The sequence below is a fragment of the Amycolatopsis thailandensis genome (assembly GCF_042723255.1).
Classification (GTDB): Bacteria; Actinomycetota; Actinomycetes; order Mycobacteriales; family Pseudonocardiaceae; genus Amycolatopsis; species Amycolatopsis thailandensis.
In genome coordinates this window covers 1-20,495 of the sequence record NZ_JBHXJK010000107.1, presented here as the reverse complement: position 1 = coordinate 20,495, position 20,495 = coordinate 1, and the positions used below count along the sequence as shown (strand labels likewise).

The 20,495-nt window shown below is 70.8% G+C and carries 7 protein-coding genes; 5 read left to right on the top strand and 2 right to left on the bottom strand.

The features are described 5' to 3' along the window. Positions 1 to 5: 5 nt before the first annotated feature. Together ACFWMR_RS31925 and ACFWMR_RS31920 are read left to right on the top strand one after the other, a co-directional pair. Positions 6 to 14,288 (top strand): WXG100-like domain-containing protein, encoded by a 14,283-nt coding sequence (locus ACFWMR_RS31925; protein WP_378381051.1) that lies wholly within the window; start codon positions 6 to 8, stop codon positions 14,286 to 14,288. 20 nt (positions 14,289 to 14,308) lie between these two features. Beyond that, on the top strand, positions 14,309 to 14,890 hold the full coding sequence (locus ACFWMR_RS31920; RefSeq protein ID WP_378381050.1) for a hypothetical protein: 582 nt from the start codon (positions 14,309 to 14,311) through the stop codon (positions 14,888 to 14,890). Here ACFWMR_RS31920 and ACFWMR_RS31915 read toward each other — a convergent pair. Together ACFWMR_RS31915 and ACFWMR_RS31910 are read right to left on the bottom strand one after the other, a co-directional pair. Further along, entirely contained in the window at positions 14,877 to 16,130 is a 1,254-nt protein-coding gene (locus ACFWMR_RS31915; protein ID WP_378381049.1) for a sensor histidine kinase, read from the bottom strand. The genes ACFWMR_RS31920 and ACFWMR_RS31915 overlap by 14 nt on opposite strands. Beyond that, the gene (locus ACFWMR_RS31910; RefSeq protein WP_378276964.1) at positions 16,127 to 16,792 is read right to left on the bottom strand and encodes a response regulator transcription factor; all 666 of its coding nucleotides are present in this window, start codon (positions 16,790 to 16,792) and stop codon (positions 16,127 to 16,129) included. Before ACFWMR_RS31910 ends, ACFWMR_RS31915 begins: the two co-directional genes overlap by 4 nt. A 158-nt stretch (positions 16,793 to 16,950) precedes the next feature. Between ACFWMR_RS31910 and ACFWMR_RS31905 the strand changes: the two genes are divergently transcribed. From ACFWMR_RS31905 to ACFWMR_RS31895, 3 genes are read left to right on the top strand one after another with little or no spacing between them, the layout of a single operon-like run. Then, entirely contained in the window at positions 16,951 to 17,604 is a 654-nt protein-coding gene (locus ACFWMR_RS31905; protein ID WP_378276965.1) for a helix-turn-helix transcriptional regulator, read from the top strand. Continuing rightward, positions 17,604 to 19,253 carry a right-handed parallel beta-helix repeat-containing protein gene (locus ACFWMR_RS31900; RefSeq protein WP_378381048.1) on the top strand — a complete coding sequence of 550 codons (1,650 nt, stop codon included), beginning with the start codon at positions 17,604 to 17,606 and terminating at the stop codon, positions 19,251 to 19,253. The genes ACFWMR_RS31905 and ACFWMR_RS31900 overlap by 1 nt, the downstream gene beginning before the upstream one ends. A gap of 9 nt (positions 19,254 to 19,262) precedes the next feature. After that, positions 19,263 to 19,925: a winged helix-turn-helix domain-containing protein gene (locus tag ACFWMR_RS31895; protein ID WP_378381047.1), complete on the top strand. Its 663-nt coding sequence runs from the start codon at positions 19,263 to 19,265 to the stop codon at positions 19,923 to 19,925. The last annotated feature ends 570 nt before the right edge of the window (positions 19,926 to 20,495 follow it).

Sequence of the window (20,495 nt, the reverse complement as noted above, 5' to 3'; positions counted from 1 at the left end):
CGACGATGACCGACCTGTGGAGCATGACGGTCGCCGCGTGGGAGTGGATGGGCGGTGTCGTCGACGACATCTGGCCGCCGGACAACCCGCACGCGGCCGACGACCTCGGTGACGCGTGGGACAAGGCCGCGACGTTGCTGGAAGTCGCGATCACCAAGTCGTCGACCGTCCAAGACCGGCTTCGCGATACCTGGCCGGATCCGAACGGCGCCTTCGTGCGGGCGCGGATCAGGGAGGCCAACGACGGCGAGTACGGCGGTGGCGGATCCGGTCACCGGGAACTCGTCGTGAGCATGCGGAAGATGGCGACGTTCTGCCACAACTACGCGGATCAGATCGAGCGTGTGCGCAACCAGATCTGGTCGGAGATCATTCACGCCAGCGTGGACTTCGCCCTCATGGCCGCGATCCCCGGCGGACCCTGGCTGTTCGCCGCGCGCATGGCGAAGCGGATCGCCGAGATGGTGAAGATCGCCAAGACGATCGCCGAGGCGGCGAACAAGCTCGGAAAGTTCGGCAAGCTTCTCACGATCCCCGCTCGCGAGGCCGCCGACGAAGTCATCACCAACGGCTTCGAGCAGGGCCTGAACATCTGGCAGGGCAACCAGGACGGGTTCGACTGGAAGGAAGCCCGCACCAACGCGCTCGGCGGCGCCATCGGCGCCCCGGTCAGCGGCATCGTCGGCGCGCCGTTGAAGGGCGCGGGCGCCCTCGCCAGAAAAGTCCCGGGTGTCAAGAACGTGCTGGACAGCGGCCTCGGCAAACACGCGACCACGGCGGTCAGTTCGGCGAGCACGAACGCGGTGTCGTCACCGATCTCCAGCTACGCCGCGCAAAGCATCATGGACGGGCACGGTGTCCCCACCGACCTCGCCGGCTATGGGCGGTCCATCAAGGACAACTGGCTCACCTCGGCCGCGATCGGCCCGATCCGGGGGAACACGCACCTCGCCGGTGAGCAGGTGACGGAGGCCAGGCTGCGCGCCTCGGAGGCGCGGATGGACTCGGGGAAGACGGACATGCCGACGTCGTCCGAGGGCCCGCCACCGACCGACCCGCCGGGTGAGGTGAAAGCACCGGAGTCGGCCGACGTCGGCGCGAAACAAGGTGACAGCGCCGCCGTGGCGGACCAGCGTGACGCCGGTGCCGCCGTCGGCCAGGGGGACAGTGCCGCCACGGTGGGTCAAGGCGAGTCCGGGACGGGTCAGCTCGGTGACTCCACCTCGGACCCCGGCAGTACGCGGGGCGCGGACGGAGGGGGTCGCGGCGGTTCCACCACGTCCACAGTGGACAACTCGCCCGCCGGTGCGCGACAGCACGCCGCGATGGGTTCGTCGCCCGGGCACGCCACGATCGGGTCCGGGACCCCACAGGCGAGCTCGGTGCCACAGGCCACCACCGTCGGGGCGCCGACCGCCACGACCGCCGCTCCCGGTGCCACGCCGTCGGCGACCGTCACCTCGGCTTCAGCCCCTTCGCCGGGCCAGGCCACTTCGGTACCGGCGGCGAGCACCACGTCGGCAAGCTCGATTCAAGCGAGCGCTTCCACCGCGACCCCGGCCCCGGCAGGCTCGCAACCCGGCGCGGCGCAAACGGCTTCGCCCCAGGCCGCGTCACCTCAGTCCGCCGCGGCACAGCAGCAGGGTGCGACGCCCGCGAGCCCGAACCAGCGCACGGCGGCGAAGCCCGCCAAGGGCGAGCCGGAAGCCGATCAGGCCGAAACCACACCGGAACGCGACGACGACGGCCCTACGCCGCCCGAATCCGAAACCCGGGAACAAGAGGAACAGCGGGAGGAAGCTCCCGAGTCCACAGTGGACGATTCGGCCGCGGAAGCCGGAGGGCGTCCCGGAAAGGAGACCGGGCAGGTCCTGGCCGCCGCCGGACCGGCCGCCGCCGCGGCCCAGCAGACTCAGCAGCCCCGCCGATCGAATCCGGCCCAGCCCGCCAAGCCGGGTCCGAAGCCCGCCCATACGACGATGCGACGCGCCGCCGAGCCCCAGCGCGCCAAGAGTGACCCGCCCGCCGACCCGCCCCGGCGACCACCAGGACCGCCGCCCGGCACCGGCGAATCGCCGGATGTCCCGGACGGCCTGCCGTCGCGGCTCGCCGCCGTGTGGGAGTCGCTGCCGCCGACCGCGCGGCAGGCGATCACCGAGCTGCTGGGCTCGCTCGCCCCGGAGGCGCTGGCCGATCAGGTGCACGAGTTCGCGGCGCGCCTTTCGCCGGGCAGGTTGGACCGTTCCCTCGGCGAGATCCTCGGCGAGATGTCGGACTCCGCGCGGCTGGCGCTGGGTGGGCGGCTGGCCGCCGAAGCCGAGGTGCATCTGTTGTGGGGCGCGGTTCCGGCCGCGAGGGAAGCTATGTCCGAGCTGCTCGGCCGCGTGCACCCGGCGGAAGCCGCGGCCACCCTGGCCCGCCTCGCACCACTGCTGGCCAGGCCGCCCGAACTGGCCGGGATATGGGGTGCCTTGTCGCCCTCGGCGCGGGAAGCGGTCGTAGGTCTCGCGGCCAAGATGAATCCGGACAAGCTGGCGAAGCGGCTGACCGATCTCGCCGGACGGGTGTCCCCGGGCCCGAAGGGGCGTTCGCTCGCCGAGCGCGTCTCCTCGATGAGCGCCGAACAGCTCGCCGCGTTCGCCGAACAGGTGACGGCCGTAGCCGACCGGATTCCCGCCAGGGAAGCGGTCAAAGGCGCGGCGACCCCGGCCTCCCTGGCCGAGGTGGACCGGGGCAAGGGCATGCTGCTCGAGGCCGCGGATGTCCAGGCCAAGCTGGACGAGCTCGCCGCGCTCGGCGTGGACGTCCGGGCCGCGGAGGAGGGACTGCGGGAACAGCTGGGCAAGGCGCGACGGGTGCTGGACGGTGACACCCAGGTCCCGAAGGACGCGCTCGATTCCAATTACGAGAACGTCCGCGCGAAGTACGCCGCGGCCGACGTCGCGCTCACGCTGGCCAAACTGGACGAGCACCTGCTGGCCGGGATCGGTCTGCCCGGGCTGCGGATCACCGGTCTCGAGGTGCCGGTGGACGAAGACGGAAAGGTCGGTACGCAGGCCAGGAACAACGACGGAACCGATATCGACATCCGCGGCGAGCTCGGGGACGGCACCGAAGTCCGCTTCGAGGTCAAAGACCGCACCAAGCTGATCGAGTCCGACTTCGAACAGACCGCGAGACAACGGGCACTGGCCGGGCCCGGCCCGAAGGTCGTCGTGCTCGCCACCAACCGGGTCGACCCCGAGTTCGCGGAGAGGGCCGTGGCGAACGGTGCCGACCAGGTCATCCAATACGACGGTTTCCAGGTGTTCACCGAGGTCGCGGCCGCCGGGACGGAGGGCACGCCGCCGCAGACGCCGCCCGCGCCGCCGCCGGATCAGCCGCCCCCGGAGCCCCGGCAGGGGCCGCCCGCGCCGGAACCGTCGTCGGCCGCGGCACAACGGTTCTACCATCCGGAGAACCCGGCGCGGGAGAAGCATCCGACGCCGGCCGGCGACCTCACCGACGCCGAGCTGGCTTCGGGCAGGCACAGCGAGCGCGCGCTGCGGGCGCTGCTCGACAAGTCGAGGCTGGCCTGGAACGACCTCCGGTTGCTGCTGCTCGAACACGGCCTGCTGCCCGCCGACTCGCGGCCTCTACGCCTTCGTGATGTGGAACGCATCCTGGACGGCGCGCGTGTCCGGGCCCGGATCGCACCCGCGTTGCGAGCCGCGTTCGACAACGCGATCCAGGAGTTCGAGCGGCTGGCCCGGGGCGAGACACCCACGGTGGGTTCGGAGTCGTCGCGGAACCGGGCTTGGCAGATCCGGAAGGAGATCCGCGACGGCACGATGACTCCCGGCAGACGCGAGCGGTTTCTCCGGGAGATCTTCGCGGACGACGTTCTCGCCCGGCAGCAAGAGATCCTCGGTGAGCATTTCGGCCGGTACCGGCTCGGTGCCGGGGTCGCGTTCGGCCTCGACGGGCGCGGGGAGCACGGCGACGGGCGTTCCCACTACGCCGGGTCGACGGTTCCGGACCTCACCCTCGAACTGCGTCCGGCGGAAGATTCGCGGACACCGGGATCGCCGGTGGTGGTGCAGGGCTACCACCTGAGCGCGGGTACCGAACCGTCCGCTCTGGACGTACACCGCGGCGATACCTTCACCCGCGCCCTGTTCGAACCGGAGATCCTGCTCCCCACCTCCGGTCTGCCGGCGATCGAAACGCGGCCGGAGTCTTCCAAGCGCGGCCGCTGGTCCGCCCTCGGGCGGATCACCTTCACCGGCCTGCATCTGCGCAAGGGCCTGGCGCTGATCGACGCGCTGATCGAGGTCGACCATGTCTCAAGGTCCCAGCGGCAGGCGCTCACACAGGCGCTGGAGCGGTATGCCAGGGCCGCGGCACGTCTCGATGAACGGCTGCCGGACGTCAAATGGCTCGTCCTGCGGGGAATCGAGCTCACCGGCATCGGGCAGGACCAGCTGATCGACGCCGTGGCGGCGGCCTACGGGATGTCTTCGGCGATGGTCGCCGCATTGGTGACCGATCCGTCGGTGCGTTCGCGCGTGCCGCGCGAGCTGATGCCGTCGATCCAGGAACTGGACGACTTCTCCGAGGTGCTGGCCAAGGCGCGAACACACCACGAGGAGCTGCTCAGGCAGACCGAGGCCACCGCAAGGGAACTGGAGTTCGCGGAGCGGGAATGGCTGCGGGCCAGGGACGCCGCGCTGGCCGAGATGACGCGGATCGGTGCCGAGGCGGTCGCGAACGGGCTACCGGAATGGGCGCGCCGGGCCGCCTCCGCCGGATTCGTCGCCGACCTCCGGTCGGTCGCCACCCGGGCGCGAGTCGACCCGGAGGCCGATCCGGCGGTTCCGAAACCGGCGCGCTCGCGCGGCTGGAGCGTTCGGGACCTCGCGGGGATCCGCGCCACGCTCACCGCCGCGACGCGGGCGGTGGAGGAATCACGGTACGCGGCGGAAATCGCCTACCACGCCGCGATGGCCGAGCTACGGTCGGCGAGGGAGGACGTCCGCGCGCTGACCGAATGGGTGCCGCATCTGCTCGCCGCGGGTGACCGGACCGACGTCGCCGAGGCGCTGGGCCTGCCGGTCGAGAGCGCGGCCGCGCATCGGCTGCTGCCGGGCGCCGCGCCCGGCCTTTCACTGGAAGGAGCCGTCGAGGACGTCCAGGCGAGGGTGCGGGCCGAGGTGGCCGCGCGTCAGGAGCGGCTGGAGCGGGCGACCGAGCGCATGCGGCTCGCCGACGCCGCTCGCACCGAAGCACACGCCGAATACGTCCGGGCGCTGGTTCCGGCGATCGAACGGGCCGCCGACCGGGGACTGTCCAATGTGGAGATCGCCAGGATCGTCAAACTGCTCGACAGCGAGGTCGCCGGCGTCACCCGGCGGGCGGAGAACCTGCCGTCGGCCCGGAAACCGGTGGTGGACAGGTACATCGACGCACGCGGCTGGCTGATCGGAGTGGGCGACCGGGTCACCGGCCGCGAAGCCCTCGCCCCGAGTCGCGGCGCCCAGTTCGCCGCACTCGACCCGGACAGCCCCGAGTACGCGGCGAAAGCCGAAGAACTCGGCGTCGACGCGGAACTCGCGCGTCGGCTCGGCAAACCCCGCCCCGCCCATTTCTTCCACGACGTCCACATGCACCCGAAGGGGTACGACGCCGGCAACATCAACTATCAGGCCCTGGTGGACTGGCTGATCGGCCAGGGACTGCCGAACATCCTGGTGGCGTCGCCGATTCCGCAGAGCGGGCTCGGCGTGATCGGTGGTTCCAGCGGTTCCTTCTACTACGCCCTCACCAACGTGGTCCGGATGACCACCGTCTTCGGAAAGAAGATGCTGGGCCTGCACGGACAGCTCTCCGATATGCGGTTCTTCTCCGCGCGCGACCAGATGTCGGAGGAGCAGAAGTCACATTGGTTCCCTGGCGTCTCCGGGGCCAGAGTGGACATCCCCGGGGTCGGCGGCTACCTGATGGCGATGGCGATCCTGTTCGGCGACGCGGCCCGCTACCTCGCCGAGACCACTTTCGTGAAGGAAATGGTCCAGACGATGCTGGGGCGGCAGGCGAGCGAGGTGATCAACCCGGAGTGGGTCGGCTACTTCGGCAAGCTGGTCACCGCGGCGGAACTCGTCCGGGAATCGATCCGCGAGGGGCGGATCGCGCCGGAGTTCTTCGCCGCGTACCTGGCCGACGGTTCGCCGATGGCCGAGCTGTTCCCGGTGGACGGCAGCCCGAGCGCACTGGCCGAGATGGACTTCTACGACTCGCTCATCGCGAACGCCGGGCAGATCAAAGCCTTGCTCAAAGCGGCCGGACTGCGCGCCGAACTGCGGAGCCTGCCGGACGAAGCGCCGGAGATGTACAACCCGAACACCGTCGAACTGCTGGAGACCATCGCCGCCACCGGCCAGGTGCTGATCCTGCACGACGACATGGGCCTCGCCAGGTTGCGAGGCAACGGGACGTACGAGGCGGGCCCGTCGGACGGGCGCAACCTGGGCCCGATGGCCTACCTCCTCCAGCAGAGCGAGCTGGCCGGCGCGAAGGTGATCTGGGCGCATCTCGGCATCGGGCACTGGACCACGCTGACCGTCGAGCACATCGAGCGGTTGCAATGGCTGCTGGACACCACGGACACCGCCATGGACATCTCGTGGAACGTGCTCGCGCAGCACGCGAAAGCGGATCCCGAGGTCAAGGAGGCGTTGATCCGGTTCCTGATCGTGAACCAGGATCGGCTCATCTTCGGCACCGACACGGTGAATCCGCAACCCGGCGCGCACTATGTCCGCCACCGCAACGAGATGGACCCGCTGTTCGCCGAGGCCGCGCGCAGGCCCGGTGGGGAAGCGGCGATCGCGAAGATCCTGCACGGCAACTTCGCCCGGCTGCACGACGAGGCTGGCCGGCGGGTCACCGCGTTCGTGTTCAACGAGATCCTGTCGGGGGCCTGGGACGGGTTCATCGAGTCGTTCGGCCCGCACTGGCAGCACAAAGTGGACGAATGGGTCGAGGCGAAGATCGCCGAGGGCTGGGTCGCGGACCCCGCCTACCAGCCGCGCGGGCCGTTGTCCGGGCTGGACCCGACCGCCGGGCAACGTGCGAAAGACCAGCCGTGGCTGGCGAATCCGCAACTGCGGACGATGAAACTCTGGTACTCCGCCGCCGACCCGGAAAGCGACGCGAACGCCAATCCGGCGCGGCTGACGGCGGCCGCGGCCAGGATCTCCGCCACCGAAACTGCGGCGGGGGTCAAGTCCGCTTTCGAGCGGCTGAAGCGGCGCTGGGCCGAACGCGGCGGACTGCGCCCGGCGAGCGGTGCCGACGCGCTGCTCAGCCGCCCGCTCACCACCCAGGCGCTGATGGCGGGCGAGCGCATCAGGGCGGCTTTGGCCGCGGGTGAGCTCTCCCGCGCGCGGCTGAACATGACGCCCGGACGGCTCGCCACGTTGCCGTTGGCGCCCGCCGAACGGGACGCCATGCTGGCGTCGCTGATCGAGAGCGTCGAGAAGACCGAGCGAGAGCAGCTCGCGGTACGCGAGGAGATCTCCAGGCTGCGGTCGGCCTGGCTCGGACGCGACCTGAAGGGCTGGGCGGTGGCGGCCGCCGCCGCGGCGACCATTTTCGGGGTCGGCGCGACGGTGGGCGTTCCTTTCGCGCTGTCGGCGGGGGTGAGCATCGTGGCGGGCAACGCGGCCTTCGTCGTCCGCGGGATGCTCAACATCGCGAAGACCGGGCACGCCCAGAGCAACCGGGTGAGCCTGGAAGGAATGCTCGAACGCGGCAGGCTCGACCAGCGGTCGGCCGAGGCGCTGGCCAGGATGATCCGGGACTACCTGGAGTACGACGTCAACCCGCTCGGCCGGTTCGACGCCGTCCTGGAAGAGCTGCGGGGCGAAGTCGAGGTGAGGACCCGGCAGTTCCTGATCAACCTGCAAGCCATCATCCACACCCCGCTGGCGATCGGGGAACGCCCGTCCCAGCGCCAGGAAGACGTGAGCCTCGAGGTTTCGCGGTACCTGAACGAGGTCGGCAGGCCGTACGGGGCCGCACCCGAGTCGATGAACAAGATGAACCCGCACGCGGGCAGGCTCGGCAAGCTGATGGCCGCCGGCCTCGCCGGCACCTTCCTGGTCAATCTGCCGGTGCACGTCGCACAGGCCACCAGCCTGACCGGGCTGGCGGCCGCGGTCGCGGGGACCTACGCGGTCGCGGACGGGCTGTTCCTCTTCACCGCGCTGTCCAACGCCATCGGCGGGTTCGCCGGTTACGACAACGCGCTCCGGCCGTTGTACCGCAGGATCCAGAACGCGCTCGCGTTCCCCGTGCTGACCGTGGCCAACGGCATGCTGGTCGCGCTCGAAGCGACCCAGGGGGAGTGGTTCAAGGCGGTCGTCGCGGCGACCCTGACCGGCTCCACCCTCTACATCTCCAAACTCGGTGCCGAACTGGAGCTCCGGCTCGGCCGCCAGGCCGCGCGCAACGGCCCGGCCGCCCTCTGGGTCACCGCGTCCTCGCTGGTCGGGCTGGGCGTGATGGGCCTGTCTGCGGCGCCGCTGGCCGTCGCCGCGGGCACCGCGCTCGCGATGTCCGGTCCGGTGATCTACGTCGTGAAAGCCGCCTTGGGCAAGGCGCGCGGCGTCTACGAGGCGCGGACTCCTTCGGGAATCGTGTACACGTCGAACGTCCCGGTGCTCGGGGTCGGCGCGGCCGTCGACCTGAGCCTGCCGCGCACCCAGGCGCCGAAGCTCATCGAGCGGCCACTGCCTGAGAACGATCCCGACGATCCCGATACGCCGGACGAAGATCCCGGCGGTGCGCCGTCGCCGGACCCGACCCCGCCGACACCACCACGCCCGGCCGGTCCGTCGAACCGCCCGGACCCCGGGACGGATCCGAACGGCGGCCCCGTTGGCCTTCCTGCCTCGGATTCGTTGCCTTTGAAGGAAAATCCCGATGCCACCGGTGTGCGCGCCGACACTTGGAGTGCGTTGGGGCGCGCCGTGCCGGACGCCGGTATGCGCGCGGTCGAGCGCCCGGCGAACGGCCGCCGGTACGTGGTCACCGGCCCGGCCGGGAACACGTTCGATGTCACCGTACGGGCGGGAACGCCGAGTTCCGGCCAGGTCGCCGAGTACACTGTGGACACCGCGAAGAACTCGCTGGAGATCGAGATCTCCGAGTTCGCCACCGAGGACGCGACCCGGGCCGCGGTCGCGAGGGCGCTCGGGGCGGCGGCGGCCGAGCTGTCCGGGACACCGCACGGCGAAGACTTCCTCGCTTCCGCCGCCGATCCCACCGCGGATCCGTTGCTGAGTCCGGCCGATCACGGGCGCGCGGCGCAGCTCCTGTCGTTCGGCAGCACGCTGTCGGGTAATCCGTTGCCGCTTCGGAGGTCCGGGCTGAACGCCGCACTGCGCGAGCTGATCGCGGACATGGGCCTGCGTCCCGGCGACCCCGGCGCCGCGCGGCGGCTGGCCGCGTTGCCGGACGAGCGGATGCGCGAGGTGGTGCGCCGGTACGCACCGGCGCCCGACGGCTACACCAGCAGGCTCGACTACGCGATGACCCGGTTGCTCGCCGGTAGCACGTCGTCGGTCGCGTTCGGCGGCGCGATCGTGGCCACCGCCCCGGTGGTCGCGGCCGCGATGATCAGCGGCGCGGCCGCGCGCTCGCTGGCCGCCGGTCTCTTCGACCGGTCGGTCGTGGCACGCGAGGTCGACGCGGAGAACGCGGCGAAAGCACCCGTCGAGCGGTCGGTCGCCGAGCGGGCCTCGGCAAGGCGGGAAGCCCTCTTCCGCCCGCTTTTCGACCGCTGGACCGCGATTTCCGGCCGTCTGCGGGGCGGCACACCGTCGCCGGACGGCCGGTTCACCACACGACCGGACGCCGGACCGGAAGCGGCCGGGACCGAGAGCCCGGATGCCGGGTACGTCGGGCTGACGCCGTACGCGGTGCGCCGGGCGGCCGGAGTCTCCGCCGGGTCGCTCGGCACGATCGCGATGGCCTCGGTCGGCATGCAGCCGATGATGGCGGGCGCACTGCTCGCGACGCTCTGGGCGCCCGCCGTGCTCGGGTCGTTCGCCGAGGCGTTCCGGGGACGGCACCGCCAGGACGAGCGGGTGGCACGGGCCTCGGAACGGCTGGACGAGGCCGATCGGGCGACCGCGGACAACGAACGGGAGGTGGCCGAGTTCGGCCACGCCTTCCTGGATCTGATCGAAGCGACGCTGGAGCGGCCCCCAGGGCCCGCGACCGAAGAGGGGGAGCCCGGCCACCGGGCGAGCCCGCTGGCGATCTTCGCCGGCGTGGGCAACGACTCGGCGCTGCCGCCGATCGGCTACCGCCTTCCGGACCGGAACCTGCCGGACTCGTCCGACCCGACCTGGCTGTCCGCGATGTTCACCAGCTACCTGGAATACCTCGGGCTCGGGGTGCTCCAGGCGATCGCCGGCACCATCGCCGGTGGGGTGACCGGGCACAGCGCCTACCAGGCGGCGCAGGAGGCCGAGCACACTCGCAGGCTCCACGACCTGCTGGCGAAGGTGGACGAGCACAGTGAGCTGCGCACCCGGGTGTTGCGTGCGGCGCTGAACCGGCTCGCCGAAACCGCGCCACAGGCGGCGGACCGCGAGCGGCTGCACCGATTCCTGGACGAACACGGGCTGACCGCGACCGAACCGGAGCCGGACACCGAGCCCGACGGTGACCCGCCCCCGTGGCTCGCGTCGAAAACCTGGCTCACCGCCGACATGGTGACCGCCTCCGCGTCCCTCGGCGCCACCACCGCGGGCTTCACGTTGTTCGGCATCGGCGGTCTCGGCCCGTACGCGGTGGCCGCGGCGGCCGAAACACTGATCCCGTTGTTCCACCGATCGCTGACGGGACGCGAATTCGCCGCCGAGGACGCGGCCACCGGACCCGCCGACGCGCTGCTGCGGGCCGAGGCGCGGGCAAGGGCCGACGCGCTCGAACGGTACTTGTTCCGGCTGATGGACCGCGGTCTGGCCGAGTCGCCGGACCAGCCGACCGGGCGGCGTCCGTGGTGGCATCCGGGGCAGATCGCCGGTCTGGTCAGGAAAGTGGCGCCCGCCCGGCCGTCGGCCGAAGCCGCCCCGCTTTCGGTGCCGGGACAGCTCAAGGCCGCCGCCGGCGCGGCCTATCGGCGCCTGCTCGAACAACCGGGTGAGCTCACCACGCTGCCGGACCGGCTGGTCGCGCTGGAGGCCGTCAGCGCCGCCGCGGACCGGGTGACCAGGACCGCGGACTGGGCGGCCGCGACCGGGCAGGCCCGCCCGGAAGTGGTGGCACGCAACGAACTCGTCGAGGCCATCCAGCGGTACAACGAGCTCGCCGAGAACCCGCTGCGGCTCGATGGCCTCTTCGACGGGGTGCATCAGGGCAACGGCACTCCCCAACAGGTACGTCAGCTGCTGCCCGGTCTGCAGGACGCGGTCGGGGGCGAACCGGGCGAAGTGGTGCCCTGCCAGGTGGCGGCCGTGCTCACCGACCGGCACCTCGCCGATCGGGCGGCGGGCAAGCCGCCGGGACGGGCGACCTCGCCGCGCACGCTCGCCGGGCTGACCGGCCGCGAAGGCTGGGCCGACCGGGTCGCCATGGCGGCCAGGGTCGCCGGGGCGCGGTTCGTCCCGATGGCGTCGGCCAACGATGTGGCGCGACGGCTGCTTGATCTCGGCCCCGGTGCCCGCGCGATCGTGCACGGCGAACGCGCGGGGGTCACGCATCTGTTCAACGCGGTCAATCTGGACGGCGAGATCTACTTCGTCGACGGTCAGATCACCCTGTTCGCCGATCTCACCGGCTACCGCGACGGATTCCGGGTGCTCGTCACCGAGGACAACGGTGAGGAGGCTCGCCGGTGGGCCGGACGTCCGGTGCCTTTCCTGCTGCGCAACGCCTACGCGCAGGCGATCGCCTCGGCCCGCGAGCAGTTCGCCCGGCTGCACAAGGATCCCGCCGCGCCGAAAGGCATCGACGACGTGATCAACCCCGAGCCGTCCGAGCCGTCCGGGCAGGACGCCGCGGTGCCCGCGCCGAGCCGGGAAACCGGCGTCTCGCCCGCACGGGGCGCCACCACGGGCGGCCGCCGTTGGAAGGTGTACCGCGACATCGCGGCGCTGACCCGCGGCATGATCCCGCCCAGCGTCGAGCCGTCGTGGCACCGGCACACCCGCGGGATCGTGACGGCGGCGGCGAACATCGTGAACGGCCCGCCGCGGCCGGCGTCCGGGCTGACCCGCTGGACGTCGTTGATCGAGACGGCGTACGGCATGGTGCACAACGCGCGACAGCTCTCGGCCGGGGCCGCCTACGATCCCGAGCTGGTGCGGTGGGCGCAGAAACACCCGGAGGCCCTGAAGTACTTCCGGATGCCCGAGCTCTCACCGCTGGCGCGGACGAGCGAGGTCAACGCGCTGCCGGCGATCCACGCGGGGGTGGTGACGGCCGCCGAGCAGGCGTGGCAGATCGAAAACCAGCACTCGCTGCTGCCCGAGGTCAATCCGAACTTCAAGAATCCCCGCGCCTACGAGGAAGGCTGGCGGACGAACGGCCCGCAGGCCGTCGTCGGCTATTTCCGCGGCATGCTCGGCGAGGAGATGAAGGTCGAGCCGGTCCGGCCCGAGGACGTCTGGCGGATAGACGGAAAGGCGTACGTCGCCGAGCGACTCCACGGGTCCTGGGAAGCTCATGACAGCTACGACAGCGTCATCGACGAGATCTACGGCGCGTGGTGGTCCGCGTCGAGTCCTTCTCCGCTGCCGCCGACCGCCGCGCTGCGGCTGACCTACACCCACGCCCCGTCCGGGCAGATCGTGGAGAAGTGGGGCCTGGTGCGGTGGACCGACGGCGGTGTGGTCTTCCTTTCCCCGGTGCCCGGAACCTTGATGCTGTTGCCGGAGAATCCGCTTTCGATCTCCCTGTTCCCGATCACCTACGGCGAGGCGGGGAGTGTCAATCTGCCGCACCGGGCGGGCGGTCCGGCCGACCTGTTCAGCCGCCGGGCCGTCCGGAGCAATCAGGACATCGTCGACAGCGGCGACGGCTTGCCGCGCACCCAGGAGACTGTCGCCCGCACGGCCGAAGCCGCCGGGATCGATTTGAGCGGCGTCGAGGTCAAGCTGGCCGAGACGCCCGAGATGATCGAATACCTCGACGAGGTGGGCGCCTGCGCGTCCACCCCGCCGGAGTCGGCAGGCAGGGCCATCTGGCTCGGCCCGGCCGGTTTCGCCGATGCAGAGACCCTGGTGGCGGTGCTCGCGCACGAGATGACGCACGTGCGCCAGCTCCGAGCCGGGATCACGCCGACCGAGCGGACGCGCGAAAGTCTCGAAGACGAAGCAGAAGCCAGCGAAGAGCCCGCCCTGGAGAGGTTCCGGAGTCATGACGACGATGTTCGAAGTGGAGAAGACCTTCGACCTGCCGGGCCGGGACGGGATCCTGGTGGTCGGCAGGTTGCTGCGAGGCACGCTGGAGAGCGGTTCGAACCTCCGGCACCGGACGACGGGCGAGAGGATCCGGATTCTCGGCCTGGAGTTCGCCGGCCCGAACCAGCGGGGAACCGACCGCCGGACGATCCGGATCGACCGGCGGGACGCGAAGCCGGTGACCCCGGGATCGCTGCTGACGGACCATCCCCCGACTTCCTGAACCTGCCGCCGACGACCTTTCATCCGCTCCCGCCCCGTATCGACGCGGTGATCAACCAGGAGCCGGAGCCGCCGCTCGCCGAACCCGGCGAGCACGACCGGATCCCGGTCGCGGACATTCCCGGCCCGTCGCACCGGGACGAACCGTTGCCCGCCTCGGAACTCCGGGCGACCTTCCGGGGCGAGGACGATCCGAACGACCCGGACCGGCCGTTCGCGCCCCTGGTCGTCGAGTACTTTTCACCCGAGCGGAGAGAGGAGCACCGGGTTTTCGTGCGGGACGGCAAACTCTATTGGGCCCACGACGGATCCCCGCTGGACACGTCCTCCGTCACGGGGCCGTTCGGCAAGGCGATCTTCGCGATGGACCCGCACGGCAACCTGTACGTGTCGCTGACGTGGATCTCGGGCCGGTTGCACCATTCCAGCTTCCTCGCCGGGCAGCCCGCCGCCGTGGCGGGCCACATCGAGGCGGTGAACGGGAGGCTGATCAAGCTGACCCGCGAGAGCGGGCACTATCAGCCGGAGAAAGAGCAGCTGGCGACCGGGCTGGACATCCTCGCCGAGCAAGGCGTGGACGTCTCCCGGGTGGACACCGGTCCCCGGTTCTGAGACGGAAGGAGTCCGAGCGAGTGAAGTTCCCGTGGCGTGGATACGTCAACCAGCTCACCCACACGGCCGACCTGCGGCACCGGGCGGACGACGGGTTCGTCGAGCGGATCGCGGACGAGCTGATCCGTCAACGGTTCTTCACCCTCCCGGTGGGGGACTACCACCGGGCGGCCACGGCGGCCCTCGCCTCCGGGGAACGGATAGCCGGCGAACAGGACGACGAAGCCGTCACCCGCGATTTCCTCGTTCGGCTGGTGCAGGCACTCGACGACCGCGGGCCGTGGCCCGAGCCGCCCTACTCGACCAGCGGCACCGGCGAGTGGGCCACGTTGCGGGACGCGCCCACGATCGCGCGCGTCCCGTTGACCGACCGGCAGATCGAGGCGTCGCTGAACCGGGTCTTCGCCGAGGAACCGCCGGGCGTCGGCGACGTGCGGGTGCTGGTCCTGCGGCTGCGCACCGGGCAACAGATCGCCTTGCGTGCTTCGCGTCCGTTCCGCGAGCCCGGCGTCGACCTGCTGACCTACGACGATCCGGTGTCCACTGTGGCCGCGTTCGGCGAACTGACCGGAATCGACGCGAGCACGCTCAGGAAGTACTGACCGGGAACCGCAGTTCGAAGATCGCGCCGCCCTCGTCGGCGTTGTACACCGCGAGAGTGCCGCCGTGCGACTGCGCGACCCAGCGCACGATGGACAGCCCGAGCCCGGAAGACCCGCCGGTGCTGGCGAACCGGTCGAAGGCGTCGCCCGCCATCGTGGTGTCGATACCCGGCCCGTGGTCCGCGACGGTCACGGTGCCGCCGGCGACGGTCAGGTGCACGAACGCCTTCGCGCCCGGCTGGCGGCCGTAGCGCACGGCGTTGTCGAGGAGGTTGCCGATCGCGCGTTGCAGCAGCGCGGGATCGCCGTCGACCTTCGTGGGCGCGGCGGTGACGGTGACTTCGGCGCCCTCGGTCGCGGTGTCCTCGACCACGCCCACCACCAGCTGATCGAGCCAGATCGGCTGGATGCTCAGCTGTTCCACACCCGCGGCGAGCCGGGCGCGGACGAGCAGGTCGTCGATGATCCCGCCCATCCGCGCGGCGAGGCGGACGGTCCGTGGCAGGAGTTCCGCCGACTGGGCGGGGTTGGCCATCGCGGTTTCGGCGAGGGCGCGCAGGGCGGCGACCGGGGTGCGGAGGTCGTGCGCGGTTTCGGCGAGCAGGACCTCCTGCTGCTGCAAGGCCGCGGCGGCGGGCCGGATCGAGCGGCCGGACAGCAGGTGGCCGGCGAAACCCAGGACCGCGACCAGGAGCACGGTGCCGCCGATCACCAGCAGCGTGAACCGGGTGTGCGCGTCGTCCTCGGCCCCGGTGGGCTGCACCGCGACGACGGCCGCGAACGCCTTGCCGTCGCTGTCGCGCAACGGTTCGGCGCGGACCTTGACCACCGCGCCGTCGGTGGCCTTCTGGTAGCCCTGCACGAGCTTGCCGCCCCGCACCGCTTCGGTGGCGAGACCGTTCAGCAGCTGCGTGCTCATCGGGGCGCAGGTCGCCCGCGAAAGGTGCGGCTGGAAAGCGGGGGCGCCGCCGGGCAGGATCCCGAACTGCGGGCAGCGGTCGTTCAGCACGTCGGTGTTGACCAAGCCGAGGTCGATGGTGCCGTCGAAGGCGACCAGCCTGCTGACCGACGCCGTGACCTTGCTCAGCTCGGCGTCGATCCGATCTTCGCCCTGGTCGCCGTCTTCGCTGATGAGCAGCCACGCGAACACGACCAGCCCGAGGGTGTTCATCACGGTGAACAACGCGGTCAGCGTCCAGCGCAGCCTGCGCAGCCGATCGGCCGAGGAATGGGTGTTCACCGGGTGCCCAGCCGGTAGCCGAGCCCGCGGACGGCGTGGATCAGTTCGGGTTCCTTCAGCTTGCGGCGCAACCGCTTCACCACCACATCGACCACATTGGACATCGGATCGGCCTGCGCGTCCCAGCAGTGCTCGATCAGATCCGCCCGCTGCACCGGCAGCCCGGCCCTGGTCAGCAGGTATTCGAGCACCGCGTACTCCTTGTTGGTCAAGGTGAGCAGCACGCCCGCGCGGCGCACCTCGCGCCGCGCGCAGTCCATCACCAGATCCTCGTGGTGCAGCACCGAGGGCCGGTCGAAAGCGGACCGGCGGCACAGGTTGGCCACCCGCTCGGTCAGCTCGGCCATCACGAAAGGCTTCACGAGGTAGTCGTCGCCGCCGTGCTCGAACCCGGCCACCCGGTCGGCGAGCGCGTCGCGGGCGGTCAGGAACAGCACCGGCGCCCGCCAGCCCAGCTGCCGTCGCATGTGGACGTATTCGATGGCGTCGCCGTCCGGCAGCATCCGGTCCAGCACCACGCAGTCGTGGTGCGTTCCGCGAAGCAGCCGGTCCGCGGTCGCGATGTCTCCCGCGTCGTCGACGACGAAACCCGCCGAGCGCAGCTGCGTGACCAGCGCGAGGCGCAGATTTTCGTCGTCTTCGACGACCATCACCCGTGTCATCAAAACCTCATGTTCGGACAGCGAAAGTAGACGCGTGCAGTTCCGCGGTGCCCCTGAACGCTAACGCGTCGGGTGCCTGTCACCGCCCGGACGGCGGGGAACTGGCATGAACAGGACGTCGTTCGGCAGCGCGCCGGGGGAAGAGGGAGGTACCTGCGATGACCGTGCAGACCGGCCAGCTCAGCCTGGTCACGGGGGCGGGCCCGGGCGGTGACCGGGCGGGGCTCGGCGAACTGCTCGCGGAAGCGACCGGCGAAGTGCTCGTCATGAGCACGGGAACGGACACCGCGTTCCAGCGGATCGCGCTCGCGAACGTGCGTCCCGGCGTACGCCACAAGGTGCTCTTCCCCGACTCCGCGCGGATGTCCGGCGCGCTCAACCGGCTTTCGCGGGCGGGGGCCGAGGTGCGGACCGACGCCGAGGTCCCGATGGACGCGCTGGTGATCGACCGGACCTCGGTCGTCCTCCCCGCGGACGGCAGGCAGGCCGGTTCCGCGGTGTTCCGGCTGCCCGGCGTGGTCACCGCGACGGTCGGGCTGTTCGAGCGGATCTGGCAGGCCGCCGCCCCGCTCGTCCCGCTGGACCTCCCGGATGCCGGAAACGCTTCGATCCTGACCTGCCGCGAGCAGGAACTGCTGACACTGCTCTTCTCCGGCACGACCGACGAATCCGCCGCCGCGCGGCTCGGCGTCTCGGTGCGCACGGTGCGCCGGATGGTCGCCGACATCATGAACCGGCTCGGCGCCCGCAGCCGGTTCCAGGCGGGCGCCAAGGCCGTCGACCGCGGCTGGCTGATGGCGAAGGCGGGCTGATGACCACCTCGACCCCCGGTCGTGTCCTGCTGGTTTCGCGGCGCCCCGGCGCGTATCCGACCATCGGCGATGCCTTGGCGGAGGTGTCCGGCGACGCCGTCATCACCATCGCCGGCGGCGAATACGCGGAAACCGTGGACCTGACCGGCCTGCGGGTGACCCTGGCCGCGGCCGACGGCGCCACCGTCGTCGTCGACGGCCGGGGCGCCGACCGGCCCGTTTTCCGTACCACCGGCGGAGCGCTCGTCCTGGAAGGGATCGAGATCCTGGCCGGTGACGCTTCGGCGATCCAGTCCCACGACACGGAACTGACCGTCCGGGGCTGCACCGTCTCCGGCGGTCGCGGGCCGGCGGTCGCGATCCGCGGCACGACGGCGTTCACCGTGACCGGATGCGTGATCTCGGCGGCGGAACAGGGGATCCTCGTCGACGGTTCGCCCGGCAGGATCGAGGACACCACCGTCGAAGACGTGACGGGGGACGGGATCACCCTCGGCCAGGGCGCCGATCCCGTCGTGGCCGGCTGCACGGTGACCGGATGCGGGCTGCGTGGCGTCTACGTCTACCAATACGCCCGGCCGAACATCGAGAACTGCGTGATCTCGCACACCGGTCACGAGGGGATCGCCGTGGCGCACCACGGGGCGCCGGTGATCGAGCGCTGCACGGTCACCGACACCCGCGGGCCGGGGATCGCGTTCGCGTCCGGCTGCGGCGGCGAGATCTCCGCTTGCCGGGTCACCAACACCGCGGAACCCGGGATCTCGATCGCCGAAGGAGCGACGCCGACGGTCAGCGAAGCCGCGGCTCCCGGCACCGTGGGGGACAGCGCCCTGGACGAGATGCTCGCCGAACTCGACGCGATGATCGGCCTTCCCGAGGTGAAGGAAGAGGTCCGCGCGCTGGTCGACGAGTTGCAGGTCAACGAATGGCGCCGCCGGGCGGGGCTGCCGGTCGGTGCCGCCGGGCACCATCTCATCTTCGCGGGCGCGCCCGGCACCGGGAAGACGACGGTCGCGCGGATCTACGGAAAACTGCTGAAGGCACTGGGAGTCCTGCCTGTCGGCGAGTTCCGCGAGGTGTCCCGCCGCGATCTCGTCGGGCAGTACATCGGGCACACCGCGGAGAAGACCGCGACCGTGTTCGAGGAGGCCAAAGGCGGCGTCCTGTTCATCGACGAGGCGTACACGCTCACGCGGCTCGCCGGTTCGGGCGGCGACTTCGGCCAGGAGGCGATCGACACCCTGGTCCCGTTGATGGAGGAACATCGCGACGAGGTGGCGGTGATCGTGGCCGGTTACACCGACGAGATGGTCGACTTCCTCGCCGCCAACCCCGGTCTCGCGTCGCGTTTCGGCAGGACGATCGAGTTCGAGAACTACGACCCCGCCGAACTGCTCGCCATCTTCGGGCGGATGGCGGCCGCGGGCGACTACGAACTCGATCCCGGCGCCGCCCCGGTCCTCACGGAGCACTTCCGGCGCGTTTCCGGGGACGTCAACTTCGGCAACGCGCGGGACGCGAGGCTGTTGTTCGAGAAGGCGCGGACGGCTCAGTCGCAGCGCTTGCGGCTGATGGGCCGGATGCCCGCGCTCGAAGAACTGCGCGGCTTGCACGTGGCCGACGTGGAGGCCGCCATCGCACGATAACGTGCTCATGTGCGGGTGCTGGTGACCGAGGACGACGAAAACTTGCGGGTGGCGCTGGAATTCGCTCTGCGCGGTGACGGTTTCGCGGTGGACACCGCCGCCGACCTGCCCGGCGCCGACGAGGCGCTGATGGTGAACGCCTACGACTGCGCGGTGTTCGACCGGATGCTGCCTTCGGGCGACGCGTTGCTGTACGTACAGAATCGGCGCGGCGCGGGATGGCCGATGCCGGTGCTGTTCCTGACCGCGCGCGACAGCGTCGCCGACCGGATCGACGGACTACGCGTCGGCGGCGGCGACTACCTGGTCAAACCGTTCGCGATGCCGGAACTGATCGCGCGCGTGCGCAGCCTGTGCCGCCGCGACATGGCCGGGCAGGCGGTGATCCTGCGGTGCGCCGACGTCGAACTCGACACCGGCAGGCACCAGATTTCGCGGGCCGGCGTGCTGCTCACCGTGACCCGCAAGGAGTATCTCGTCATGGAGCGGCTGATGGCCGCGTCCGGGCGGCCGGTGTCGCGGCGGGAACTGATCCGCTACGCGTGGGACGAGATGGCGGACCCGGCGTCGAACGTGCTGGACGTCGTGATCGCGCGGTTGCGGCGGAAACTGAAGGAGCCGCCGCTGATCCACACGGTGCGGGGATCGGGCTACCGGATGGCGCCGGTTTGACTGGCCCGTCCTTCGGTCTTTCGCGCGGGCGCGCGCCATGAACGGATCGTTCCTTGCAAATTTCGCAAGGAACGGATCGTTCATGGCAACCGGGCCGGGGGTGAGAGCGCATCAGTTGTCACTGGGGTCACTGGGGTCACAGTGGCAACGGTCGTGAGTGGCAAGTGGGGTTCTTTTGCGATTCACGGCAAATGCGGCTCGCCCGCCCACCGGCTCGCCCGCTCGTCGGTCCTCATGACGCTCCCGAGCCCCCGCCCCCTTCACCTCGCCACTCCACCGAACATCGGTCCGTGAAGGCCTCCTTGCCTACCTTGAAGGTAGTGAAGGAGGCCTTCACGCGCCTCGGGCAGCCACGGCGGCGGGTCAGGCGTCGGTCCAGTGGGTCGTGAGTGGCAAGTCGCGTTCTGACGGACTCGTATTTACCTACCCACTGGTGTGATCGGCGGTCGAGTGTGGAGGATTTGGGACGTTCACGGTCCCAAAAACAACCCCCCCGGGGGCCGGGCCCGCCCGGGCGTTAAAAAAAAAAACACCCCCCCCACCCACAACCGGAGACGGGTTTCGCGGTAC